The organism is Bacteroides muris (ex Fokt et al. 2023), assembly GCF_024704895.1.
Classification (GTDB): domain Bacteria; phylum Bacteroidota; class Bacteroidia; order Bacteroidales; family Bacteroidaceae; genus Bacteroides; species Bacteroides muris.
This window is the reverse complement of sequence record NZ_JAMZEE010000016.1, coordinates 18,368-43,474: the sequence shown is the minus strand read 5'-3', so window position 1 is coordinate 43,474 and position 25,107 is coordinate 18,368. Positions and strand designations below refer to the sequence as shown.

At 41.6% G+C, this 25,107-nt stretch carries 26 protein-coding genes and 2 pseudogenes; 4 read left to right on the top strand and 24 right to left on the bottom strand.

The annotated features are described in order from the left end of the window. The first annotated feature begins 11 nt into the window (after positions 1-11). Entirely contained in the window at positions 12-1,280 is a 1,269-nt protein-coding gene (locus M1B78_RS08585) for a replication-associated recombination protein A (RefSeq protein WP_176469107.1), read from the top strand. On the opposite strand, the gene M1B78_RS08580 is transcribed toward M1B78_RS08585, so the two are convergent. The 3 genes from M1B78_RS08580 to M1B78_RS08570 all read right to left on the bottom strand — a co-directional run bounded on the left by M1B78_RS08580 (position 1,277) and on the right by M1B78_RS08570 (position 2,625). Continuing rightward, on the bottom strand, positions 1,277-1,903 hold the full coding sequence (locus M1B78_RS08580) for a hypothetical protein (RefSeq protein WP_257940425.1): 627 nt from the start codon (positions 1,901-1,903) through the stop codon (positions 1,277-1,279). The two genes, M1B78_RS08585 and M1B78_RS08580, sit on opposite strands and share 4 nt — an antisense overlap. A 309-nt stretch (positions 1,904-2,212) precedes the next feature. Continuing rightward, positions 2,213-2,431 carry a DUF5034 domain-containing protein gene (locus tag M1B78_RS08575; protein WP_136010526.1) on the bottom strand — a complete coding sequence of 73 codons (219 nt, stop codon included), beginning with the start codon at positions 2,429-2,431 and terminating at the stop codon, positions 2,213-2,215. Then, a complete protein-coding gene (locus tag M1B78_RS08570) occupies positions 2,428-2,625 on the bottom strand; it encodes a hypothetical protein (protein ID WP_136010527.1) in 198 nt (65 codons plus the stop codon). Before M1B78_RS08570 ends, M1B78_RS08575 begins: the two co-directional genes overlap by 4 nt. A gap of 98 nt (positions 2,626-2,723) precedes the next feature. On the opposite strand from M1B78_RS08570, the gene M1B78_RS08565 reads away from it, so the two are divergent. From M1B78_RS08565 to M1B78_RS08555, 3 genes and pseudogenes are all read left to right on the top strand, one after another. Continuing rightward, positions 2,724-3,689 carry a D-2-hydroxyacid dehydrogenase gene (locus tag M1B78_RS08565; protein WP_257940424.1) on the top strand — a complete coding sequence of 322 codons (966 nt, stop codon included), beginning with the start codon at positions 2,724-2,726 and terminating at the stop codon, positions 3,687-3,689. A gap of 71 nt (positions 3,690-3,760) precedes the next feature. After that, complete coding sequence (locus M1B78_RS08560) at positions 3,761-3,913, top strand: hypothetical protein (RefSeq protein ID WP_257940423.1); 153 nt, start codon at positions 3,761-3,763, stop codon at positions 3,911-3,913. After that, a pseudogene (locus M1B78_RS08555) lies at positions 3,879-4,030 on the top strand (endonuclease/exonuclease/phosphatase family protein); the annotation flags it as partial. The gene M1B78_RS08560 and the pseudogene M1B78_RS08555, both read left to right, overlap by 35 nt. Here M1B78_RS08555 and M1B78_RS08550 read toward each other — a convergent pair. The 21 genes and pseudogenes from M1B78_RS08550 to M1B78_RS08450 all read right to left on the bottom strand — a co-directional run bounded on the left by M1B78_RS08550 (position 4,025) and on the right by M1B78_RS08450 (position 25,107). Beyond that, positions 4,025-4,924 carry a PD-(D/E)XK nuclease family transposase gene (locus M1B78_RS08550; RefSeq protein WP_257940422.1) on the bottom strand — a complete coding sequence of 300 codons (900 nt, stop codon included), beginning with the start codon at positions 4,922-4,924 and terminating at the stop codon, positions 4,025-4,027. The pseudogene M1B78_RS08555 and the gene M1B78_RS08550 overlap by 6 nt on opposite strands. Positions 4,925-5,106: 182 nt before the next feature. Next, positions 5,107-6,426, bottom strand: coding sequence for a Na+/H+ antiporter NhaA (nhaA, locus tag M1B78_RS08545; protein WP_257932458.1), 1,320 nt, complete (start codon positions 6,424-6,426; stop codon positions 5,107-5,109). 41 nt (positions 6,427-6,467) lie between these two features. Then, on the bottom strand, positions 6,468-8,249 hold the full coding sequence (gene lepA, locus M1B78_RS08540) for a translation elongation factor 4 (protein ID WP_257940421.1): 1,782 nt from the start codon (positions 8,247-8,249) through the stop codon (positions 6,468-6,470). Between the two features lie 124 nt (positions 8,250-8,373). Then, positions 8,374-8,574, bottom strand: coding sequence for a winged helix-turn-helix domain-containing protein (locus tag M1B78_RS08535; RefSeq protein ID WP_136010532.1), 201 nt, complete (start codon positions 8,572-8,574; stop codon positions 8,374-8,376). Between the two features lie 149 nt (positions 8,575-8,723). Next, positions 8,724-9,194 carry a C-GCAxxG-C-C family protein gene (locus M1B78_RS08530; RefSeq protein ID WP_257940420.1) on the bottom strand — a complete coding sequence of 157 codons (471 nt, stop codon included), beginning with the start codon at positions 9,192-9,194 and terminating at the stop codon, positions 8,724-8,726. Beyond that, positions 9,191-9,955 (bottom strand): exodeoxyribonuclease III, encoded by a 765-nt coding sequence (locus tag M1B78_RS08525; protein WP_176469101.1) that lies wholly within the window; start codon positions 9,953-9,955, stop codon positions 9,191-9,193. Before M1B78_RS08525 ends, M1B78_RS08530 begins: the two co-directional genes overlap by 4 nt. 41 nt (positions 9,956-9,996) lie before the next feature. Beyond that, positions 9,997-11,250, bottom strand: a complete 1,254-nt coding sequence (locus M1B78_RS08520; protein ID WP_257940441.1) for an Nramp family divalent metal transporter — start codon at positions 11,248-11,250, stop codon at positions 9,997-9,999. A 126-nt stretch (positions 11,251-11,376) separates the two neighbouring features. Further along, positions 11,377-11,622, bottom strand: a complete 246-nt coding sequence (locus tag M1B78_RS08515) for a TIGR03905 family TSCPD domain-containing protein (RefSeq protein WP_257932461.1) — start codon at positions 11,620-11,622, stop codon at positions 11,377-11,379. Further along, the gene (locus M1B78_RS08510; protein ID WP_136010536.1) at positions 11,622-12,359 is read right to left on the bottom strand and encodes a YebC/PmpR family DNA-binding transcriptional regulator; all 738 of its coding nucleotides are present in this window, start codon (positions 12,357-12,359) and stop codon (positions 11,622-11,624) included. Before M1B78_RS08510 ends, M1B78_RS08515 begins: the two co-directional genes overlap by 1 nt. 45 nt (positions 12,360-12,404) lie before the next feature. Further along, entirely contained in the window at positions 12,405-14,867 is a 2,463-nt protein-coding gene (pheT, locus tag M1B78_RS08505) for a phenylalanine--tRNA ligase subunit beta (protein ID WP_257932462.1), read from the bottom strand. Between the two features lie 151 nt (positions 14,868-15,018). After that, the gene (locus M1B78_RS08500) at positions 15,019-15,114 is read right to left on the bottom strand and encodes a smalltalk protein (protein WP_176469098.1); all 96 of its coding nucleotides are present in this window, start codon (positions 15,112-15,114) and stop codon (positions 15,019-15,021) included. Positions 15,115-15,208: 94 nt separating this feature from the next. Continuing rightward, positions 15,209-15,391, bottom strand: a pseudogene (locus tag M1B78_RS08495) (HU family DNA-binding protein); the annotation flags it as partial. Positions 15,392-15,597: 206 nt separating this feature from the next. Beyond that, positions 15,598-16,548, bottom strand: coding sequence for an MraY family glycosyltransferase (locus tag M1B78_RS08490; RefSeq protein WP_257940419.1), 951 nt, complete (start codon positions 16,546-16,548; stop codon positions 15,598-15,600). Positions 16,549-16,955: 407 nt separating this feature from the next. Next, a complete protein-coding gene (locus M1B78_RS08485; protein WP_257940418.1) occupies positions 16,956-17,978 on the bottom strand; it encodes an NAD-dependent epimerase/dehydratase family protein in 1,023 nt (340 codons plus the stop codon). 76 nt (positions 17,979-18,054) lie between these two features. Then, the gene (locus tag M1B78_RS08480) at positions 18,055-19,293 is read right to left on the bottom strand and encodes a protoporphyrinogen/coproporphyrinogen oxidase (RefSeq protein ID WP_257940417.1); all 1,239 of its coding nucleotides are present in this window, start codon (positions 19,291-19,293) and stop codon (positions 18,055-18,057) included. 2 nt (positions 19,294-19,295) lie between these two features. After that, complete coding sequence (locus M1B78_RS08475; RefSeq protein WP_346015110.1) at positions 19,296-20,054, bottom strand: glycosyltransferase family 2 protein; 759 nt, start codon at positions 20,052-20,054, stop codon at positions 19,296-19,298. 10 nt (positions 20,055-20,064) lie between these two features. Next, entirely contained in the window at positions 20,065-21,156 is a 1,092-nt protein-coding gene (locus M1B78_RS08470; RefSeq protein ID WP_257940416.1) for an EpsG family protein, read from the bottom strand. Between the two features lie 46 nt (positions 21,157-21,202). Further along, complete coding sequence (locus M1B78_RS08465) at positions 21,203-22,237, bottom strand: hypothetical protein (RefSeq protein ID WP_257940415.1); 1,035 nt, start codon at positions 22,235-22,237, stop codon at positions 21,203-21,205. Beyond that, complete coding sequence (locus tag M1B78_RS08460) at positions 22,227-23,423, bottom strand: glycosyltransferase family 4 protein (protein WP_257940414.1); 1,197 nt, start codon at positions 23,421-23,423, stop codon at positions 22,227-22,229. The genes M1B78_RS08465 and M1B78_RS08460 overlap by 11 nt, the downstream gene beginning before the upstream one ends. Positions 23,424-23,425: 2 nt before the next feature. Further along, positions 23,426-24,649 (bottom strand): oligosaccharide flippase family protein, encoded by a 1,224-nt coding sequence (locus M1B78_RS08455; protein WP_257940413.1) that lies wholly within the window; start codon positions 24,647-24,649, stop codon positions 23,426-23,428. Then, a complete protein-coding gene (locus M1B78_RS08450) occupies positions 24,643-25,107 on the bottom strand; it encodes a KdsC family phosphatase (protein WP_257940412.1) in 465 nt (154 codons plus the stop codon). The genes M1B78_RS08455 and M1B78_RS08450 overlap by 7 nt, the downstream gene beginning before the upstream one ends.

Genomic DNA, 25,107 nt, shown 5'->3' with positions numbered 1-25,107 from the left:
TATAACTCAACATGCAACCATTAGCGGAACGGCTTCGGCCAAGAACATTGGATGAATATATTGGCCAGAAACATCTGGTCGGTCAAGATGCGGTGTTGCGCAAGATGATTGACGCGGGACGTATCTCTTCGTTTATCCTGTGGGGACCTCCGGGAGTGGGAAAGACCACTTTGGCACAGATTATCGCCAACAAGCTGGAAACCCCTTTCTATACGCTCAGTGCCGTGACCAGTGGCGTGAAGGACGTGCGCGACGTGATAGTGCGTGCCAAGAGTAACCGTTTCTTCTCACAAGCCAGCCCCATCCTTTTCATTGACGAGATACACCGCTTCAGCAAGTCGCAGCAAGACTCGCTGCTGGGAGCCGTGGAGCAAGGCACCGTGACGCTGATAGGCGCCACTACGGAGAACCCGTCGTTCGAAGTCATCCGTCCGTTGCTGTCGCGCTGCCAGCTCTATACCCTGAAATCGCTGGAAAGGGACGACCTGCTGGAACTGTTGCAACGCGCCATCATCACGGACATCGTGCTAAAGGAACGGAAAATAGAACTGAAAGAAACTACCGCCATGCTCCGCTTCAGCGGAGGGGATGCACGCAAGCTGCTCAACATCCTCGAGCTGGTGGTAGACTCCGAAGCCGCAGACCCCGTCGTCATTACCGACGATATGGTGACCGAACGCCTGCAACAGAATCCTCTTGCCTACGACAAGGACGGGGAGATGCACTACGACATCATCTCCGCTTTCATCAAATCCATCCGTGGCAGCGACCCGGACGGAGCCATCTACTGGCTGGCACGCATGGTCGAAGGCGGTGAAGACCCTGCCTTCATAGCTCGCCGCCTCGTCATCTCCGCCTCTGAAGACATCGGACTGGCCAACCCCAACGCGCTGCTGCTTGCCAACGCCTGCTTCGACACCCTGATGAAAGTGGGATGGCCCGAAGGACGCATCCCGCTGGCAGAAGCTACCATATACCTCGCCACCAGCCCCAAGAGCAATTCGGCCTACATGGCCATCAACAACGCACTGGAAGTAGTACGCGAAACGGGTAACCTCCCCGTCCCACTGCATCTGCGCAACGCGCCCACCAAGCTGATGAAGCAGTTGGGCTACGGCGAGAAGTACAAGTACGCCCACGACTACCCCGGCAACTTCGTCAAACAGCAATTCCTGCCCGACGAACTGAAAGACCGCCGTATCTGGGAACCGCAACTCAATCCTGCCGAGCAAAAGCACAAGGAACGGATGCAGCAACTTTGGGGAAAAGAGAGGTTTTAGAACAGACGGAAACCCAGCCCCAAACTGAAATGAAACGCATCGACGTATTTATCCTCTACGCGTTGCCGCTCCCTCAATTCGAGTGTATAGAGATTATGCAGGGTATACTCCCCGTATGAAGAACCGACAGTCACTATATAAGAAACCCCGGCATAAAGACAGACCCGCTTGGGCAAATGGTAGAGCAACTGTATTCCGGGAGTGATGGAGAAAGCATTACGTTTGTCTTTCTCCATCTCCAGCACAAAGAAATCGACGTCGTTCGTTCCTTCATGCTTGAGGTAAGATGAATAACCGGTCTCAGAAAAACCGGTTATTCCGATGCCGAAGGAAGGCTGTATATCCCAGTTGCCAATGCTGCAACGATAGACGATTCCGGCACTGAAATTACCGTCAATACTTCCGAGCGACACTTCCACCTGATTGTAACCAAGCACCTTACCGTCGTACAGATACTCTTGTCCACTTCCCGGATTCAGTAACAACTGTGCTTGCACTCCCCATGATTTATGCCAGAAATATCTGCCTCCCAATGTCAAAGCGTAATTCAGCTGATGATAATCGTTCAGACACAACCACGAGGATATCCTGCGGGCAGAAGTCATATAGGCCATTCCCACCATAATCCACGCCTACTTATTCACTACAAAGATGCTTCCAGCTGTAGACGACCGTGATTCAAGATATATTGTGCACAGACGTTTGCAGTAGCCATGCAACCCAGCAGAAAGAGAGAGATACGTTTGACAATACCCATAATCCTATTTTTACAATATAAATAGAGTGAATCAGTAGAAATCAAGAGAAGGAGTTTCGGCAGTAAATACTTGCCAGCCATCCAGCACTCCGTTCTCCTCATTCCCATCTTTTCCTACCTCAAGCTCAACGCGAAAACGGTAAGTACCGGCCTTGGGATAAGTCAGCAGAACAAACTAGAAATCATGTAGATAGTCAACGGGAGAATCAATCGGAGCGGGAGAATAAGAACGGTAGAATAAAGGATATATATCGCTTCCGGCAGGATATTCTTCATTGAAATCCGTCAAGGTCACTATACGGATAGCTGTAATCGGACGGTTCAACTGACAATGCCAGATATCGTCGGCAGCTTCTTCCGAAATGGCCTTCACCTCCGGTACCACCTTCATCATGTAGGCCTCCTTGGGGCAGCGGTTATCGGTTCAGGAGCATGTCCGCTATTATCCAGCAACACCAATCGCACGCCAACCACATCCGCCAAAACAGGAGGAAGCACCTCTTCATCTTCTTCACACTTCATGGCAGTCAGTAAGAGCAAAAGGCAAAAAGAAAGTATTCCGAAAAAAGAAAAGATTGTGCTTCTCATACATTTTCAATATTACATTCACACAAATGTAATGGATTTATGTATACTATACTAATTCTTTTCCCTAAATTTGCGCGAACAATTAATATTCAAGAAGAATGGAAAACAAAAAAATAGTCGTATTAGACGGGTATGCCGCCAACCCCGGCGACCTTTGCTGGGACGAATTGCAAGCTTTGGGTGAATGTACCATCTACGACCGTACCGCTCCTGGAGAAGTATTGGAACGCGCTGCCAGTGCAGAAATCCTGCTGACCAATAAAACCGTGCTCACTTCCGAACACATGGCTGCACTGCCCGAATTGAAGTACATCGGTGTGCTTGCCACCGGATATAACATTGTAGACACCGCCGCTGCCAAAGAACATGGCATCATCGTCACCAACATCCCTGCCTATAGCACCGACTCGGTTGCCCAAATGGTCTTTGCCCACATTCTGAACATCGCCCAGCAAGTGCAGCACCACTCCGAAGAAGTGCATCAAGGACGCTGGACGGCAAGCAAAGACTTCTGCTTCTGGGACACTCCACTCATCGAACTGCGTGAAAAAAAACTCGGCATTGTAGGCTTGGGACACACCGGTTTCTCCACTGCCCGCATCGCCATTGGCTTCGGCATGAAGGTGTGCGCCTACACTTCCAAGACCAATTTCCAGCTTCCTCCCGAAATCCGCAAGATGGAACTGAACGAACTGTTCCGTGAATGCGACATCGTTAGCCTGCACTGTCCCCTCACCGATGCCACCCGCGAAATGGTGAATGCAGAACGCCTCCGCCTGATGAAGCCTACGGCTATCCTAATCAACACCGGACGCGGTCTGCTCATCAACGAACAAGACCTTGCCGATGCCTTGAACAACGGAACCATCTACGCCGCCGGAGTGGACGTACTCTCACAAGAGCCTCCTTGTGCCAACAATCCTTTACTCTCTGCCCGTAACTGCTACATCACCCCGCACATAGCTTGGGCAAGCACCGCCGCACGCGAACGCCTCATGCAAGTTATGCTCGAAAATATAAAGGCCTATCAAGACGGTAAGCCTGTGAATGTAGTGAATAAGTAGGCGTGGATTATAATGGAAGCACCCCTATACTTTCATACCTTTTTCCCCTAACAAAACAAACAGCCAACGCTATGGGAACATCTGCCATCAAAAGTCTGTTCTATATCCGTCTGATAGCAGTGATATTCATCCTGATTGCCATCACCATAGCGGTGGCTTTTCAATTCCGCCTACAACATACACAAGTGCACTTACCGCTATGCCAAGCGCATGCTGTATATTGACTCCATCTTTTCTACTCTCCCAGTCTGAAAAGCATCAAATATTATTCTCCAAACCTAGATTTATGCAGTGACCACAATCCGGTGGTTATGGAGGTGGAACTTTTTAAAAGGCTATAAACGGTCTATTTCTTCTAGAGTTAGACCGGACGCCTTGCTAATAGCCTCTGCAGAAAGACCTGCCGCTTTCAGATTGCGAGCCATTATCTTTATACCTTCTGCACGACCCTCTGCACGACCTTCTGCACGACCTTCTGCAAGACCTTCTATTCTTCCTTCCAGTTTGGCAGAATCGAGCACATCGTTTTGAATCATGACTGCATTCAAATGTTCATCATACGCCCTTCGTTCTTGAACGTTCATAGAGTAATATTTCAGCTTCTCGCGAGCCTCTCCAAGTCCGGGAGCAGTAGTATCAGGACGAATAGTTCCGTCTTTCAGGTACTTCATCCATTCATTCAACGGAGTAGTAGCCACTTGATCAAACTCGTTTACGCGGATAAGAATGTATTCTGGGAAAATTTCGGCGGGCATACGGGGAACAATGGCATTACGCTCCTTAACATTTACCTGCAACTGGTCACCGGTATGTACACCTACAAAGTTATTCTGCCCATGATACAAGAAATCGCTTCCTTGTCCTATGTCAAAGTAGAGGATACTGATGGAGTAGATTTTCTTCACCTTATAGTAAGTATCACCCAACGAGATATGTTCGGTGATAGCCTTTGCCACTCCATAAAGGATACGTTCCAAATAATAGAGTTCACGGGTATTCTGTATCTCGATGATGATAATCTCGTCCTTACTGTTGCGTGCCTTGATGTCAACACGGTTGAACTTGTCATCGGCAGTCTGCTGATTTCCTTCACTTTCCAGTATTTCGATAATCGTGATTTTTTCACCCAGAAATACAGTAAGGAAACCTTCAAGCACACCAAAATTGGCCTTCTGCCGCAATAAACGTTTAATGGCCCAGTCGAAGCGGATGTACCTATCTTGCAATTCTTCCATCAGTTAATTATTTTTTAGAAGACAAAGATACGAATGTTTTTCAAGAATAATAGACTATTTCTTCTGTTTCTGTAACAGAGAATACGGTTTCTTGAATCATTTACATATGCCAGCTATTCTTCAAGGGATTTACTGAATATCCCTAGAGAACCGATTCCTCGTTCAGTACCCGAAAGAGAACTTTATTTGTCCTTAACTTTCGGCAATATCGCATTCAATACCATATATCCCGATATACCGGCAACAGTCGTTCCCAGCAATACACCAAACTTCGCTTGGTTGAGCAAATCCGGATATCCTCCTGCAAAAGAAAGATTGGCAATAAATAAGGATACTGTAAAACCAATACCACCCAACAAGGACACTCCGGCCACACTTCTCCAATTCATTCCCGGAGGCATCGAGGACAAACCGCTCTTGACCGCCAGCCAAGTAAACAGAAAAATACCGACAAACTTGCCAAGAAGCAATCCTGCAGCCACGGCTATACTAACAGCTCCAACAACACCACTGCCCCCGTTGAGCACCACACCGGCATTGGCAAAGGCAAAGAGCGGTAGTATCACAAAGTTCACCGTACCATGCAAATTGTCTTCCAAAGATTGTAAGGGACTAATCACATAATCAGAAGCGCGTTCCACTTGTTTTAGAATGGCAATCTGCTCATTAGTCAATATAATATTATCTGATTTTGAAACTGGAAAATCACCGATTATATCGCGGATGCGTTTAATATATTTCCCGGCATCCAAACGGGGACGGGCCGGTATTACAAAGGCCAGTATCACTCCGGAAATAGTGCTGTGAATGCCCGACTGAAGGAACAAATACCAAATAATCACCCCGATAAGCAGGAATAATATTTTCTGTGTCATACCGAATCTCCCCATACAGTAAAGGAAGAAATAAAGGACTGCAGCTACAATAAGGTATCCATAAGCCACCTCGGAACTATAGAATATGGCAATAACCAGAATGCCTCCAATATCATCGACTACTGCAAATGCCGTCAAAAAAATTTTCAGACTCAAAGGCACTCGCTTACCCAGCAGACTGAGTACCCCCAATGAAAAAGCAATATCCGTAGCCATCGGTATAGCCATACCGCGCGTTCCCGGAGTGCCCTGAACGACCAGAAGTGAATAGACAATGACCGGCAGCAACATACCGCCACACGCCGCTACAAAGGGCAAAGAGGCCTTACGAAAGGAAGAAAGTTCACCAACCAGCAGTTCCCGCTTTATCTCTAATCCCACGGCCAGAAAGAAAACAGTCATCAAGCAGTCATTTATAAACTCAACCATTCTCAACGGATGACCGCCATGGGAGAACAAATTAAAGTCTCCGATACGCAAATACAGTTCCTGCAAAAGAAAGCCCTGATATAATGGAGCCATCGGTGAATTAGCAATAACGGCCGCCAAAATAGCCATCAAAAACAGCAAGATGCTCGCCACTATATTCAGTGACGAGAAGTCTTTCACAGTACGTAAAATAATCATAAAGAAGTTTATATTTGATTTAAGATTTCATCCTTCCGACATCAATCCAGCTTCAGCACTGCCAAGAACGCTTTCTGAGGTACCTCTACATTACCAATCTGTTTCATTCGTTTCTTACCTCTTTTCTGTTTTTCAAGCAATTTTCGTTTACGGCTCACATCACCGCCATAACATTTGGCTGTTACATCCTTACGAACAGCTTTAATCGTTTCCCGGGAAATAATCTTGGCACCAATAGCAGCCTGAATGGCGATATCGAACTGCTGTCTCGGAATCAAATCCTTTAACTTCTCGCACATCCGTCGTCCCAATTCGTAGGCATTGTCAAAGTGTATCAAGGTAGAAAGAGCATCCACCGGCTCACCGTTCAGCAAAATATCCAGCTTCACCAGTTTGGAAGGGCGGAAGCCGTGGGGATGATAGTCAAAAGAGGCATATCCCTTGGAGATACTCTTCAATTTATCATAGAAATCGATGACTATTTCGCCAAGAGGCATATCATAATATATTTCCACACGGTTACCGGAAATATATTCCTGCTTCACCAGCTCGCCACGCTTGCCCAAACAAAGAGTCATGATAGGACCGATATAATCAGTAGTGGTAATCACCGAGGCGCGGATATAGGGCTCCTCAATACGGTCTATCATGGTAGGATCCGGCATGCTGCCGGGATTATGCACCTCAGTCATATTTCCCTGCTTGTCATAGACATTGTAGGAAACGTTGGGCACGGTGGTGATAACATTCATGTCAAATTCACGGTCAAGGCGTTCCTGCACAATCTCCATGTGGAGCAATCCGAGAAAACCACACCGGAAACCAAAGCCCAAAGCTAATGAAGACTCAGGCTGGAAAGTCAGCGAAGCATCATTCAGCTGCAACTTCTCCAAAGAAGAGCGCAAATCCTCGAAATCTTCAGCCTCGATAGGGTACACACCGGCAAAAACCATCGGCTTCACTTCCTCAAAACCAGCAATGGCCTCTTCGCAAGGACGGGCAATATGCGTAATCGTATCACCAACTTTCACTTCCTTAGAGGTTTTGATACCCGAGATGATGTAGCCCACATCTCCCGTACGCAACTCCGGACGTGGCATCATTTCCATCTTGAGTACTCCAATCTCATCTGCATCATATTCCTTACCCGTATTGAAGAATTTCACTTTATCCCCTTTACGGATTACGCCATTCACTATCTTGAAATAGGCAATGATACCACGGAAAGAATTAAAGACAGAATCGAAAATCAACGCCTGCAACGGAGCTTCCTCGTCACCCTCCGGATGAGGGATACGCTCAATGACTGCAGCCAGGATTTCTTCCACTCCCATGCCCGTTTTGCCGGAAGCACGGATAATCTCATCACGCTTGCAGCCCAGCAGTTCAACGATTTCGTCCTCCACTTCCTCAGGCATAGCGCTTGCCATGTCACATTTGTTGATGACCGGAATAATCTCCAAATCATGCTCAATGGCCATATACAGATTCGAAATAGTCTGTGCCTGCACTCCCTGCGAAGCATCTACAATAAGCAGTGCCCCTTCACAAGCGGCGATAGAACGTGATACCTCGTACGAGAAGTCCACATGTCCCGGAGTGTCTATCAAGTTCAGAATATACTTTTCGCCTTTATATGTATACTCCATTTGTATGGCATGACTCTTGATGGTGATACCCCTTTCCTTCTCAAGGTCCATGTCATCCAGCATCTGTCCGTTAGTTACTTGTATAGTATTGGTAAATTCCAGCAGACGGTCTGCCAAGGTTGATTTACCGTGGTCAATATGAGCAATAATGCAAAAATTCCGTATATTCTTCATTGTCAATAACTATCTATTAATCGGGTGCACAAAGATAGTGAAAACAGAGCAAATAAAAAAAACGCGTTGATAACATATTCATGTACCAACGCATCTTTTTATAAGATTCCAGTTAATTCCCCGCTTAGTTCAACTTTACGAACAATTCGCCTTCCACTTCAGAAGTAGAGACCTTGTCTTCTCTTAACAACCAGCCCAATCCCAAGAATAAATCTTTGTCAATCAGCTTGGTTGCTTTCTTGATTTGCTTGTGAGTCAAACCATCTGTGCCATTCAGTACAGTCCAGATCTGTCCTGCAACAATACCAGCTTTTTCTTTCAACATTTCTATTTGCTTTTAGTTAAACGTCACCTTCATCTCCAAGCATAGAGATGTCGGTGTTTTTATATGGCTGCAAAGATAGCCATAATTATGTTATACAACACATTATTAGGCACTTTTTTAGTTCAAGAGATTGAAAAAGTTCCATTTTCTTACTTTGAGGACGTTTTTTCCAAGTATTCAGTCCAAATTTGGGCAGCCACCTCAACCATCCTAGCACACGGGCGTTTAGCATAATACTGCTCGGTACGGGCTTCCGGAACGGACGAACCTTCCGGTTTTCTCAATCCTAACAGTTCAGCACATATCAAAGAGCCGTTCCGCTTCTTGAACTCAGCAGCCAGCTCCTGCACCAATGCATAGTTTGCCGCCTTACCTTCACGATCCCTGCCTTCCACAGCTCCTTTTTCCAATCCGGCCAATAGGAACATGCCGCACGCAGCACCGCATGTCTGCCTCATACGACCTATGCCACCACCAAAAGAGGCAGACATCCGGAAAGCCTGCTCTTCGGTAAAACCGTACATATCTGCAAAAGCTCCCACCACCGACTGCGAACAGTTATAGCCGCTCTTGAAAAGCTCCACAGCTTTCTCTATTCTGTCTTTTGTTTCCATAATCATTCTGTAATTTCCAGCAACATCGGGCAATGGTCTGAATGAACAACGTCACCCAATATTCTCGCCTCCTTCAACATCGGACGCACCGGTTCGCTCACCATGCAATAATCAATACGCCACCCTTTGTTCTTGGCACGTGAATTAAAACGATAGCTCCACCACGTATATTCCTGCTTGTCGGGATGAAGCCAACGGAAGGAATCAATGAATCCTGCATTGAGAAAGCGCGTCATCCACTCTCGCTCTTCAGGCAAAAAGCCACTGCTGGTGGCATTCCTGATAGGGTCATGAATGTCTATTGCCTCATGGCAGATATTATAATCACCACAAAGAATGAGTTTAGGACGCGTACGCTTCAGCTCCAATACATATTCCTGGAATTTCTCCAACCAGACCATCTTAAAAGCCTGACGTTCATCACCGCTGGTACCGGAAGGATGATAAACACTCACGACGGACACATCACCGAAGTCGGCACGAATAAAACGCCCTTCGCTATCGTATTCTTCGATACCCATACCATATTCCACATAGTCCGGTTCCTGCTTGCTCAGAATAGCGACTCCACTATACCCCTTCTTCTGTGCAGAATACAGATAATGTTTATACCCCAAAGCATCCAGCGCTTCTGCCGGATACTGTTCCGGTTGCAGTTTCGTTTCCTGCAAACAAAGTACATCGGGCCGCTCTTGTGCCAGCCACTCGGAAAAACCTTTTGTCACGGCAGCCCGTAACCCATTTACATTATATGTAATAATCTTCATACTTATTTGATTTCTTAAAAATGAATTATTCAAGATGTCAACTAGGATACCAGCAGCATGATATTCAACACAGTAACCACCGCAGCAATGGCGTAAAGTACAAACGTGCTCCATTTACTGTTTACATACTGCCCCATCACTTTACGTGAAGAAGTCAGCCCTACTTGCAGAAAGACCGTGAACGGTAACTGGATGCTCAATATCATCTGCGAAATCAGCAACCCCTTGAACGGGTTTCCGATAAAGAAAATCAGCAGCAGTGCAATACCCAGTGACAAAATCACACCCACCTGCGAGTGACTGTCTTTAATATGATAGGATTCTCCAAAAATACCGGCAAAGATAGAACCTGCCGCCATACCGCTGGTTATCGTGGAAGATACACCTGCCATCAGTAATGCCAATGCAAAAACCACGGCAGCACCGCTCCCCAACAACGGTTCCAGCAAAGATTTTGCCTGCTGCAACTCTTCCACCTGAATACCGCTTTTAAAGAAAGTTGCCGCAGCCAGCAGTATCATGGCACTATTAATGGCCCACCCCACAATCATGGAAAACAAAGTGTCGAACAATTCATATTTCAGCACTTTGCGGATGGACGCATCATCTTTCTTGTTATATTCGTGGCTCTGTATCACCTCCGAATGCAAAAACAGATTATGCGGCATCACCACCGCACCGAGCACACTCATGACAATCAACATGCTTCCATGCGGGAACGAGGGTGTCACCCACCCTTGTATAGCCAACGGCCAATCTATCTTCACCAGAAACAGCTCATAGATAAAGGAAAGCCCGATGACCGAAACAAAAGCAATGATAGAACGTTCTATCTTCTTGTAGGAATTAGTGAAAAGCATGACGACTACAAATACGGTAGTCAAAATAGAGCCCCATACAATTGGAATGCCAAACAACATCTGCAAAGCGATGGCACCTCCCAATATCTCTGCCAGCGAAGTCGAGATCGAAGCCAGCACCGCCGTACCCAATATGGGACGCGACACCCAAGAAGGAGTATATTTGGTAGCGGCTTCAGACAAGCACAAGCCGGTTACAATTCCCAAATGCGCCACATTATGTTGCAATACAATCAGCATAATGGTAGATAAAGTCACGACCCACAGCAATGAATAACCAAATTCAGACCCTGCCGCAAAATTAGACGCCCAGTTTCCCGGGTCAATAAAACCTACAGTCACCAGCAGTCCGGGACCTATATATTTAAAAACGTCCAGACCACCCAGATAGCGTTTATGGTCTCTCCGTTTCAAGTCTTTAAAAATATTCCTCATCATGTCTGCCTAATTAAGAACGTAAAAATACTCAAATAATAACAAATACACCCATGTTAGGTTCAAAAAAAGCCCCTGGCATTTTTCAATGTCAGAGGCTCTCGTCCATTCTTTCAAGCAGGAGGCTCAATACCCCATCTCGTGCAATGCCTTGCACAATTGGTCGGGGCAGGAAGTGGAACGTTTCCCGCAGCGAATTCCTTCCAAACGGGCAATCACCGCATCTACCGGCATATCTTTCACCAAACGTGAAAGTCCTTGCAGGTTTCCATTACATCCACCCCAAAAAGTAACCTCTTTCACAATACCATCTTCCACATCCAGCTTGATGTTACTGCTACATGTACCTTGAGTCTTGTATGTATATGTCATTACTCTTCGTTTTCTTCCGGTTTCATATTGGTATAAACCGTCTGCACATCATCAAACTCTTCAAGACGTTCCACCATTTTGTCGATAGTTTCGCGTTGCTCGGAAGTGACATCCTTCATATCATTGGGAATGTAAGTGAACTCACCACCGACATCTTCGAAGCCGCATTCTTCCAAATGCTTCTGAATAGCCGCATAGCTCTTCGGATCACCATAGATAGTGATAGTGCCTTCTTCTTCATCTTCCTCGAAGTCTTCCTCTACATCATAGTCAATCAAGTCAAGGATAAGTTCTTCCATATCAATGCCGTCTTTCTTCTTGAAAGTGAATACACACTTATGGTCAAACAAGAAAGCCAGTGAACCCATTGTTCCCAAGTTACCGCCGAACTTGTTGAATACGGAACGCACATCGGCTACCGTACGGGTAGTGTTATCGGTCAGCGTATCCACAAAAACAGCCACACCGTGAGGACCGTATCCTTCATAGGTCATACCCTTGTAGTCGCTCTGGTCCTTACCCATCGCATTCTTGATAGCACGTTCAATATTATCCTTCGGCATGTTTTCACGCTTACAAGTAGCGATTACCGAACGCAGTGTCGGGTTGTTTTCCGGCTCCGGACCACCGGCCTTCACCGCAATAGCAATTTGTTTACCCAGTCTTGTAAAGGTCTTTGCCATGTGACCCCATCTTTTCAATTTGGCAGCTTTTCTATATTCAAATGCTCTTCCCATTGGAACTGTATTTTAAATTATGAATTATAAATTCTGAATAATGAATCAACGCAGCTTGGCATTCAACCTGTCCTCCAGGTTCTTCACCAGTTTGGACATAATCTTGTCAATCTGCTTGTCGTTCAATGTTGCATTCTCATCTTGCAGCAGGAAGCTCACCGCGTAACTCTTCTTACCGGCTTCCAGATTCTTACCCTCATAAACATCGAAGAGAGAAACCTCCTTCAGCAGCTTTTTCTCCGTCTCGTAGGCAATCTTCTCAATTTCCGCAAACTGCACTTTCTTGTCGAGCAGTAACGCCAAGTCGCGTTTCACGGCAGGGAACTTGGAGATTTCCGTATAGCTCACCTTCACATTGCGAATGGCCTTCAGCAATTCTTTCCAGTTGAAATCGGCGTAGTAAACCTCGTTGTCAATATCGAATGCCTTCAGCAACTTCTTTGTTACAATACCGAAAGTAGCCAACCGCTTCCCCCCCCTTGTCTGTACGGATAAACCGGCAGCATAGATGTCATCAGTCAGATTCCCGACAACCAAATCATGCATGTGCAGCCCCAATCTGGCAAAGACATTCTCAACGTATGCCTTCAGCTCATATACCGAGCTGTTCTCATCCGGATGAGCCCATGAGTTGGTCACCCTCTTGCCAGTCACCCACAAACCAAGATGATAATCTTCGGAATAAGCGGCAAGCACCTTTTCCGGATTCTTCTTCTCCTCGTTGAAGTGATAACAATTACCGAATTCAAAGAATTTCAGGTCTGCATTCTTACGGTTGGCGTTGTGCGAGATGCTTTCCAATCCACCGAAAAGCAGTGTCTGACGCATGGCATTCAAGTCTGCACTCAACGGATTCAGCAACATTACCAGATTCTTTGACGGATAAGACTCCAAGTTGTCATAGTAAGCGGCACGCGTCAACGAGTTGTTCAGAATCTCATTGAAACCACAGCCCACCAGCTGCTCGGCAACCAAGTTCTGCAGTTTGTTGGATTTATCATATTCCCCCTTGGTAGTCAGACAAGACTTCAAGGCAGTCGGAATCTCTACATTATTATATCCGTAGATGCGCAGGATATCCTCTATCACATCGCAATCGCGCTGCACGTCCACACGGTAAGGAGGAACATCCAGTGTAAGTCCTTCGGCTGTCTCGTCTACAATTTTCATTTCCAGACTTGTCACGATGCTCTTGACAGTATCCACCGGAATAACTTTACCAATCAATGAGTTTACTTTCTCATAAGCAAGTTCCACACGGAAATCCTTGGCAGGAGCGGCGCACACATCTTTTATTTCAGAAGAAATGGTACCTCCGGCAAGTTCCTTTACCATCAAAGCAGCCAGCTTCAGGCAGTAAATAGTGGCATTCGGGTCAATACCTCTTTCAAAACGGAAAGAAGCATCTGTGTTCAACGCATGGCGACGGGCTGTCTTGCGCACCCATGTGGGATGGAAGTAGGCGCTTTCAAGGAACACATCCTTGGTGGTTTCCGTAGAACCGGAATCCAGACCGCCGAACACACCGGCAATGCACATCGCCTCTTCCTTGTTGCAAATCATCAAGTCGCGTTCGTTCAATTTGCGTTCCACACCGTCAAGAGTTACAAACGGTGTACCTTCCGGCATTGTCTTTACAATCACCTCGCTGCCTTTAATCTTATCCGCATCGAAGCAGTGCAGCGGCTGGCCGAAAGCATGGACGATATAGTTGGTAATATCCACCACATTATTGATAGGACGCAGGCCGATAATACGCAACTTGTTCTGCAACCATTCGGGGCTTTCTTTTACTGTAACCCCTTTCACCGTAACGCCGGCATATCGGGGACATGCTTCGCTGTTCTCTACAGTTACTTTAATATCCAAGTCGTGATTTTCTACCGCAAAAGCGTCTACCGTAGGTTTCTTCAAAGTAGCCGGCTTACCGTTCTGTATCAAGTAGGCATACAAGTCACGTGCCACCCCATAATGCGAGCAAGCATCGGCGCGGTTGGGAGTAATGTCCACTTCCAGCACGTAATCGCTCTTGATGTTATAATAATCCTTGGCAAGCGTACCTGGGACAGCTGTTTCCGGCAGTACGATGATGCCTGCATGGTCCGTACCGATACCGATTTCATCCTCAGCACAAATCATGCCGACAGATTCCACGCCACGAAGTTTTGATTTCTTGATGGTAAAGCATTCGTCACCGTCATACAGTTTTGTACCCAACGTGGCCACTACCACCTTCTGTCCGGCAGCTACATTCGGAGCGCCGCATACAATCTGCACGGGTTCACCTTGTCCCAGATTCACCGTAGTGACGTGCATATGGTCTGAGTTAGGATGAGCTTCGCATGTCAGCACTTCGCCGATGACCAGTCCTTCCAGTCCGCCTTTAATGGTTTGCACCTCTTCCACACTTCCCGTTTCCAGTCCGATGGACGTCAAGGCAGCAGCGACTTCATCCGGTGTCAAATCGAAATCGACATACTCTTTCAACCAATTATAAGAGATATTCATATCATTATATTTTTATTGTTTCCAAAAGTGACCCGCAAAGGTAATAAGATTTTTTGGTTGGCAGGGAATTATAAATGAAGAAAATAACAAAAAGGCGATGAAGTGCTTTTTCTTCACCGCCTTTCCCCTACTATTCTATATAAATCTACATTTATATATTCATTGCATTGGCGCCTAAAGCTCCCAATACGGCGGAAGCAACAGCTATCACTACCTTCAAAATCTTGTCCCAAACGTTCTTTTTCATAGTCTCAATCTTTCAAAATTAGTAAATACATCTTATCCTAACGGGTTCTCTCCCTGGTCACCGTCGGAACCGCCACCGGAATTGCCACCGTCACCGTCATCAGGTTACGGATTACATTATGTACATCACCCGGAGTCAATGAAGACTTCTCGGCAATCACCTCAGCCAGCTGTTGCGCATCCACAGCCCTTCCCACTTTCTTCAAACTCAGATGCCAAAGTTTGGCACCCTCTTTCGTCGCCAGAGACGACTGTCTTGCATAATAAAATAAAGGCATACTTTCTTTCTCCTTTTTACATTTTTAATTCAACATGGTTTTTAATCTCGTTTTGTTGATCAACAATGCAAAGGTGGGGATATATATGCCTGCAAACAAAGAAAACAGCCTCGCTGGAGCTGTTTTCTGAGATAAGTTTATAAAGCATTGATTTACAAGTCATCAGTTCAAGCAAGCCAACTTAATCAAGAAAAGGAAAGCCTATTTCAAATTGATTGATGTAATCCAAAATACCTCTTCATGAAACAGACATAAATGAGACTTAACAAAAGGATGGTACATAGCAGATACCGGTAGCCTGAATCCAGACACATTATATATCCTACGATGACGATTGCCTGCACTGCCATGTAAATAGAAGAAACCACCACATGAGGAACCTTCAGCTCATTCGCCATAATCTGATACATATGCTTGCGATGCGGCAGGCCGATATTCTCATGAAGCATCAGGCGATGAATGATAGTCAGCACACTATCCACACCGTAAACGGATAAAAGGACTATCCAGCTGAAATCTTCCGTCCGGATGATGAGCCTGCCTATCAGGAAAAGAAGGATGAAGGCAATGCTCACCGACCCCACATCACCCGCAAAGCACTTGGCACGCTTGCGGAAGTTGAAGAAACAGAAGACTAGAACGGAGCAGATAACGGTATAGATGAAATCCGCTTCCACAAAAGCCGCCACCTCCTTATTGACATAGGCCAACGCAGCAAGAACAACCAGAGAATAACCGCCGGTTATGCCGTTAATGCCATCCATAAAGTTGTAGGCATTGATGATGCCCGTACAGACTATCAAGGCTATGACTATCCACCACCACGACAAGGAGAACAGTCCCCACTGATAAAACATCATAGCCATGGCAGAGAAATGAAAAAGCAGCCGTGTCATCTGCCCGGTGGATCTTATATCGTCCACGAAGCTGATGGACGTCACCAGTGTCAAGGCAAGCAGGAACCAGGGATATTCAAAGCCGCTCGTCAGGAAACAGGCCAACGCCCCGAAATAGAAGATAATCCCACCACCGCGCAAAGTCACTTTCGTATGGGAACTCCGTTCATTGGGCTTGTCGATGATATTGCACCTGTCAGCCACCCCAAAATAAAAAAGTTCTGCCAAAAACAGCAGAACCAATATCAGCAGATAATACATAACAGTACTTTCCTATTTAATTCTTAATTACTACCGGTGCGATAAAATCGCATTAGTTTTTAAATCATCAAATAAAGGGAGAACCTTGACATCTTGGTTTGAATTGATTGCCGGGGACTGCTTGGTGATAAGTAAATCAAATTCAAATCAAAAAATCAATATACCCTTGTATTTAACTAAATATTAATTGTTTAATAATAGTGGTTAGATTTTTATCGCACCACTAAGAGCCTGTTCAAATTTTATTCAGCATTCTTTTAAGAGTTCTCTTTGAGGATGTTTTTCTGTTTTAATGAAGAGCATAGCGGGCTATGTGACGAATAGAAACAGAAAAACAGACCGGAAAGAAGCTTGGGAAGAAGCTGAAAAAACTTTTTGAAGAAAATTTAAACAGGCTCTAACAATGCCTAATTGTTAACTTTTATATGTGAGAACGATTTTATCGTTCTCACTATCCCCTCCTCTGCCCTCACCGGCATACGGTCAATTCCCAGCGCGCCCTTTATCTTCGCATTACTCACCACATAATTCTCAGTCAGCTTGCGCAGGCGCTCTTCATTCAAAGGCAAATGAAGCAAAGTCCCGACACGGGCACAGAACTCCATCACTCCCCTATTCATCTTCCAGATATGCGGCTTACGCCCCAAAGCCCGACACATCAAAGCTATCAGCTCATTCGTGGACAAGGCTTCGTCGTCTCCCATGTGGTAGATGCCACTTGCCACCTCCTTGGTCAGCAGCCCTTCCACCACGTAGCAGAGATTGTCTATCGAAGTAAAAGACCTTCGGTTATCAAAAGCCCCCAAAGGCCAGGGAATGCCTTTCCTCACCACATTATAAAGAAGATTCAGATTCCCTTTATTGCCGGGACCATGAATCATGCAGGGACGAAGGATATAAACCCGCTTGTCCGAACCCCTCGGATACTCCTCCTTCGAGAAGGAGGAGTATCCGAGGGGGGAGGTGGTAGGCAAAATAAAACGTTCCTTTATATAATCTTCCGCAGCAATCTTGCTCTCCCCATAAGGCCCTACCGGAGCAGGCACCACATCTTCAGTCAGCATATCACCCACCACACTGTCTGCAGCGGCTTTCACAGAACTGAAGAATACGAACTTCTTCGCAGACGATTCCAGAAAGAAATCAAATATCTTTTGGGTCAATCCCGTATTGATATCAAAATATACCTGCGCGGCAGACCGGTTCTTCGTATCATGGGCTTTGCCAGCCAGATGGATAATGGCATCGAATTTCGGAAGATTCCGCATCGGGAAAGAAAACGGTTCAATATCCTCCCAAGAGAAAGTCTTCATCACCCCTTCCTTTTCAGGAGCAACGATATCCAGACCGTAAAGGGTATGACGTTCCTTCAGGGCAACAACGAGATTGGAACCCACAAAGCCGTGGATTCCGGTGATTAGTATGTTCACAAAAGCATTATTTTTAAAAGTATATTCCTTAAATCCAACATCTTCAAGAATTTTGTACAAAACTGACCATACTATATCAATCAGATAAGCTTTTAGCCAAATTCATAGCTTCAAGTATATTATCTTCAATAGAGCAATAAGTCCAACTACCATATCTTCCTATAGTATATATATCTTTCTTACTCAATTCTTTTTTCATGTTCTCTACATATTCAATGCTATTTTTACTAATATGAACATAAGCAGGCTTCATCAATACAACTTCATAATCCAGTAACTCTTGCGAAGTAATTACCCCCATTTTCCGCAAATCACGTAAAACCTTATCCAAATATAAGCCTTCTTTATCCAGTTCATAATTTTCAGGGAAACCGATTTCAACATACAAAGACATACGGTCAGTATCCATAATATTATCGTAATATCCTAAACGATAAAAGATATATTCTTTTTCAGGAACATAGACCCAACTATTCCAACAATCAACCCCTTTTCTATCAAAACCTAAATTAAAAACTAGCACTTGATTCGAAGAAAATATATTAGTGGGGTATTCTATCCCACACTTTTTTAATAAAGTAGGCAAAGGCATTGTCGAAATCAATCGATTATAATGAATTTCTCTTTTATTTGTTGTTGCTATTTTTTTCCTTGTATCAATCTTCAATATTTCTTCTCCAACAGCAACTTTTTTACAATCTATATTTTGCAGCAATGAATTCACATACTCAATAGCTCCGGTTTTAGGATATGTAAAATGGCTATTGTATGAAGAATCATCCTGAGCCTTAAAATTTAATATAATATCTTCTTTATTAGCTTTTGGGAAAAAACGTCCCATTGCATTAATATCCAACGTATCTAAATCACAAGCATACAATTTCTCATTATAAGGAATTAGGAACTTCTCTGAAATTGATTTTCCTAAATTAGCATATACCATCTCTTTAAAAGAGGACACATCACCATCATAAGAAGTAAAAAGATCATATAAACAATCTATTAATTCCTCCTTTTCTAATTGATGAATATTCTTTTGAAAAGGAAAATCTATATATTTACCTTTATAATAAATTTGCGTGTGCTTCTCTATTCTCAACAATAGATTGGGGTCAATATTTTTGCATACATATTTTTCTATCTCTGGATTTTGAAAATGGAAAAAATGTCCAGAATAATCCCATACAAATCCATTCCTTTTAATTGTCCGACAATATCCACCAACCTCTTGCTCTTTTTCTATCACTAAAAAATCATCCTTTTTAAAGTTAGCATAGCTAATACCTGTTACCCCAGCACCTATAATTAAATCCATAATTATTTATATTTAAAATATCCATTAATGGCCCAATTTATAAAATAATATATACTTCTAATTAGTCCAAGCTTTTCTACCTTGTAATAAACCATAAAATGAGGTTTCATTACTTTCTTTTTATTTCCGGTAGTACTTGCTGCAAAAACTCTATATGATGCTAAAACATCCGGATTACCATAAGCATATCCCCCTTTTTTCAAGATAGAAAGCCAAAAGACAAAATCATCTCGCATACTTCCCATTGCCTCATTAAATAAAACATCACCTGTTTTCTCTCTATCAAACAAAGCGGTTAAACATGAAATTGAACATGACTTCAACAGGTTGTAATAATCTACCTTATCAGGTACAATAAAAGGCTTAAAAATTTCTTTTCCTTCTGTATTTATACGCTTATATGAAGAAAAAACAATTGCCGATTTTTTTTCTTTTATAAACTTTAATTGAGTCTCTAAAAAATTAGGCTCCCAAAAATCATCCGAATCTAAAAAACAGACATAACGCCCTTGAACATGTCGTAATCCATTGTTGCGTGCAGCAGAAGAGCCAGCATTATTTTGTCTTAATAATTTTATCCTTCTATCTTTCTTAGAATATTCCTCTACAATGAAGGAGCTATTATCTTTAGACCCATCGTCAACTATTATCATTTCCCAATTTGAGTATGTTTGTTGCAAAACAGAATTTATCGTTTCCTCAACATACTTCTCTCCATTATACATGGGAGTTACTATTGATACTAATTCTCTATTCAGCATATATATATATTTACATAAAACATTTAATCATTTTATATGGTACATATTGCAATTCTCCCGTTGAACTTTCTACAGACAAAACATTTCTTTCTAATAATAAAAAGCAATATAATACCAATATAGAATAAGCTAATAACTTGTGACTCGCATCCCTGAATAAATATTGAATTATCATCGGAACTATAAAAGCAATACTTACATACAATAAACTTGAAAGTCGTTCTACAAACACCCCATATTTATTTAACAAAAAAGCCATACAAAGTGCTATAAATAGAGAATTTCTCAATAATAAAGCATAAATGTTAGCTCGCATCTTTTTCATTTGAATAGAAAAAAACAGCAATAAAAATAAATAGATAATCATTCCTAAAGTAATCCCTATCGAAGAAGAAGCCTCAAGCGCATAATATTCTTCCGTATAAAACTGAAATTTACTGCCTAATACACTGTTAGCAGAAACGAAAAATTGTAAGAATTGAAAAATCGGAAGATAAAATCCTATCATGTAGGATAATAAGATTATAAAAAACATTCCGATATTACTTATCCGCCAATTCAACAACCAATAAAATGGCAAAAATAGAAAGCCCACAACATGAAACAACCCTCCTATAATTACAAAAAGAAAAAAACGATAATCCTTCAGCGGAACATAGCAAAAACCCAGCCACACCCACATTACCATCATACCGTGTCGAATCGTATTAAATTCAAATCTCAATAAAAAAAATGAATAAAAAATCAGCAATGAAACCATGACATGGCTTGGCGAAATTTTTCTGCAAACAACAAAAAACAACATTGTTGTTATAAACGATGAAAAGAAAAACATTACAACAACGCTTCCTGTAAAAGTCTTAATTATAGAATTAAACCACCAAAAACCTATATCAATTACTGGAAGTGTAGAAAAAAGTTCATCTAAAGTCGGAGTCAAACCAAAAATATAAACGTAAGCTTCATAATCAGTTCCTACCCCATCACGTAATGCAGTAATTAAAGCAAAAAATAGTATCCAAAATGAAAAAACCACAGAAGTACATTCCCGCTTAAATTTCGCAAAAACAATTGATAACAATAGAAAAACAAAAATCAACACATAGAACAACATATTCCTACAAAGTATTTTATTGACATTATACTTTCTATCTAACTAATAGTTTATCTCTCAATCTGTCAGAGCTCAAAAGCAATGAAACACCCCAATATTTATCAACTATTGCATATTGTTCTTCAGATATATTCTCCTGATACTTAGAAAACAAGGAAAATATTTCATTCTTCTCTTTTTCTTCTGTCAATAACTGTTCTTCATTCCTTACTGCATCAAAATGTTTTTGTAATCTCTCATTTATCCCAACATTCTTAATCTTCTGTTGATATATATAATGTGGCTTATTTAAATATATGCAATATCCAACATGAGTCCCTACACTATTTGACATCGTAAAATCTGCCAATTGTATCAAGGCTTTTTGTCTACATAAGAAATATAAATCATATCGATGTCCCGAGGTAACTACTTTATAGCCTTTAGCTTCGTATGTTTGCAATATGTTGAGTTTACATGCATCAACCCAATATAAAGAAACTAGTACTGTATCAAAATCTTTCCGTATTCTTTCAATTTCTTTAATGAAATCATCATGAGAGAACGAAGAATTAACTCCAATAATGGAATGAGAAGGAAAAACAAGCAGAACACGCCCCATCTTACTCTTCAACTCTTTTAACTCGTCATCGTTCAGTAATGATTCTGCATAATGAATAAAAGGACCTATCGGAAGTATTTCTTTTTGTATCTTACTATCTAATAAATGCTTTTTCCGGATATTACTAAATGTTATATTCTGAGATACATTCCATATCTTTTGTTCATCACGCACCAAATTACCAAAAAAGATTCCATGTTCGATATAAGCATCTAGACTCTTATTTGTATCAATTCCTGCATATTTCTTTAAAGCATATGCTATACCATACAAATTATTATCAATTACGAGCTCTGTTGGCACATAAGGCAAGGGTTCAATTAATTTAGTATAATTGAATAATGAAACTTTTTTTCTATCAGCAATTTCTTGGAAAAAGAATTTTTTATTTTTCGTCTTATATAAGAAGTTGATTAATTCTACCCGCATATTAGAACTAATAACCCATTTCATTAATTTATGATTCATGTACCAATAGTTTTTTGTAGCAGTCCAACATTTTTTCAATAGAATAACAATTTTGATATTTTACAAATGCAGCATTTCCCATCTGTTCTAAATCATAATCACCATCAGTAATCCCATTTAATACGTCAATTAGATTCGCCAATGTAGGCTCAAATATTATCCCCTCAACACCAGAAGAAAACATTTCCGGAATAGCCCCTACATTCGTTGCAAAAATTGGTAAATGACATTGCATAGCTTCAATGATAGAAATAGGCATTCCTTCATCCCTACTACATAAAATAAAAAAATCAGCTGTCAACAAATATTCTACAATTTCTGCATGAGATAAAGAACCTAGAAATTGAATGTTATCTACTGCATTATTATTGACAATATCTTGATTTTGAATATTTCCAATACATTTAAATTGTATATGAAAATCGCTTCGCACTTCCTTTACAGATTTGACAGCATTCACCAATAAATCAAATCCCTTTCTATAAGATATAGAGCCTATAGAGACACCTGTCATTTCTTTTCGAGAAGTAACACAAGAAACTTGCTGCAGATTTGAAATCAAATCTGCAGCATTATATATTACGTGTAATCTTTGTTGAGATAAATATGATTTATAAAGAAATAAAAATCTATCTTTCGACATCTGACTCAATAAAACAACATCATCACATTGAGACAACATCCACAAAAAAGATTTATTTATATATTTTTCAACCCAAGTCCCTGTCAATTTAGGAAATTGTCCCAATAACATTTTAGTCGCTTCTCCATCATTATGAAGCACCAACACTATACGGCCACGTTTCCCCTTCTTCTTAAGAAAATAATAGGCTGAAAATATATCGTTAAAGAAATATACAGAATCACTATCTCCACTCTCTATGGGAATTTTCTTTACTACCTTCAAAGCATGACGCAGACAAAAAACATACAGTCCCAATAAAGAAAAAACAAAATATAGAAAAGCATATTGTTGCAATAATAAACGTAGCTTTTTACTCCTAGAAACAGAAACAGGGGTATCTTTTGCTTTATTCAGCACTGACATATTTTGTGCATAAAATTCTGTTTCACAATTTCCACTTTCTTCAAAGTGCGCCCGATGTTTAAAAAGAGTCCTAAAGAAAGTAGCAGCACCATTCGGAGCATTTACTACTCCAAAATATACAAAATTAATTTTCCGCATTTTCAATATAGTTTCTTTTTCAAGAAGAAAAAACAAAGCATTTCAGAGAAATTAGCCAAGACATACAACCATGATAAAGTATATACTGAAATCTTATCCAACACAAACAATACCACAACTCCAAGAAAATAAATTATCAATCCACCAAATACTCCTCTAGAAAATGACTTCCCATGTCCAGATGCTCCAATTTTTAAAGTTCCCCAATAAGTACTTAGAGAAAGAAATAGTAAAGAAAAAGCTAATATATCAATTAGTTGATAATATGGTACAGCCTCCTTTCCACCTAGATAATAATAAATGAATTTGCTCCCTCCAATTAATATTAGACATAAAATCACTCCACTTAATAGAAACAATGAAAAAATCCTACGCTCTCTTTTAACATCAACATGAGTAGCAAAAATAGGATAAAATACTTGCCCTAGAATACCAATCCCTGTTGCCATAAATAAAACAACTTTTTGCGCAATCTCATAATAGGCAGCTAAACTATAACTTATGCAAGATGCTATTAAGACAGACGAGGTTCTATCTTTAATGGTTGCTGCAATATTTACTAAAAAATAAGGAGTTGAAGTAATCATTGCTTTTCTGACAGCTACAACACTCATCAAACGAAAACTATATCCCAATATACTTTTCTTCATCACAATATACCCATAATACCCCCCAATAATACTTGTCATTCCAATAAAAAAAGGTACTAATAGAATATCATTATCAGCATGAACAAATAATACAATCAATAATAGTCCACATAATTTAATCCCAATATTTATCTTTGAAATTTTATCCATTTGTTGGATTCCTTGAAAAAAAAATTGTGGAAATATACTATCTCCAACTACCAACAAAAAATAGCAATATATCAATTTTATATTTTGGGATATAGAAGAAAATAAATGAGACAGTAATAGAACAATAAGAATTGACAAGAAAATCAAATATATTTTTGCAGAAAAAACAGTATTGACAATCTTTGTTATTTTGATATAATCTCTTTTTGCCGTCGCTATAGCGTGAACAGAAGAATAATTAAATCCATAAGTGACCAAGATTGTAAAATAGACAATGATGCTATTAGCATATGTTATATGCCCATATCCTTCTGGCCCCAATTTTCTAATCAAAAAAGGAAGTAATATAAAGTTTGTCCCTATTTGGAAAAATTTGAGAATAAAAAGACTTACAAAATTTTTAGTCGAGGTATTCAATGTCAACATTGGAATATATATTCTACAAAATCACGAAAAGCTCCTTCTCCTCCCCCAAGCTGAGTTACATATTTAACTTTTGAACGTACTAAATTAGGAGCACTGCAAGGAGCTGCACTCCACGTTACCTTTTCCAACAATTCCAAATCTGGAATATCATCTCCAATATAGGCAACATCTTCAATCTCTATATTCAACTTCCCACATAATTCAATAGCAACAGACAGTTTATCTTTTACCCCTTGGAACAAAAAATCAACTTTTAGTTTTTCTGCTCTACGTCGTACAATCTCTGTTTCTTCTCCGGTTATAATACCAACTGGAATATTGTATTTATGTGCTAACAATACTCCAGCGCTATCGTATGTATGAAATTTTTTCCATTCATTTCCTGTTTGGTCATAATACATTCCACCATCTGTCCACACACCATCAATATCAGTCAATATCAATTTGGGATATATCAT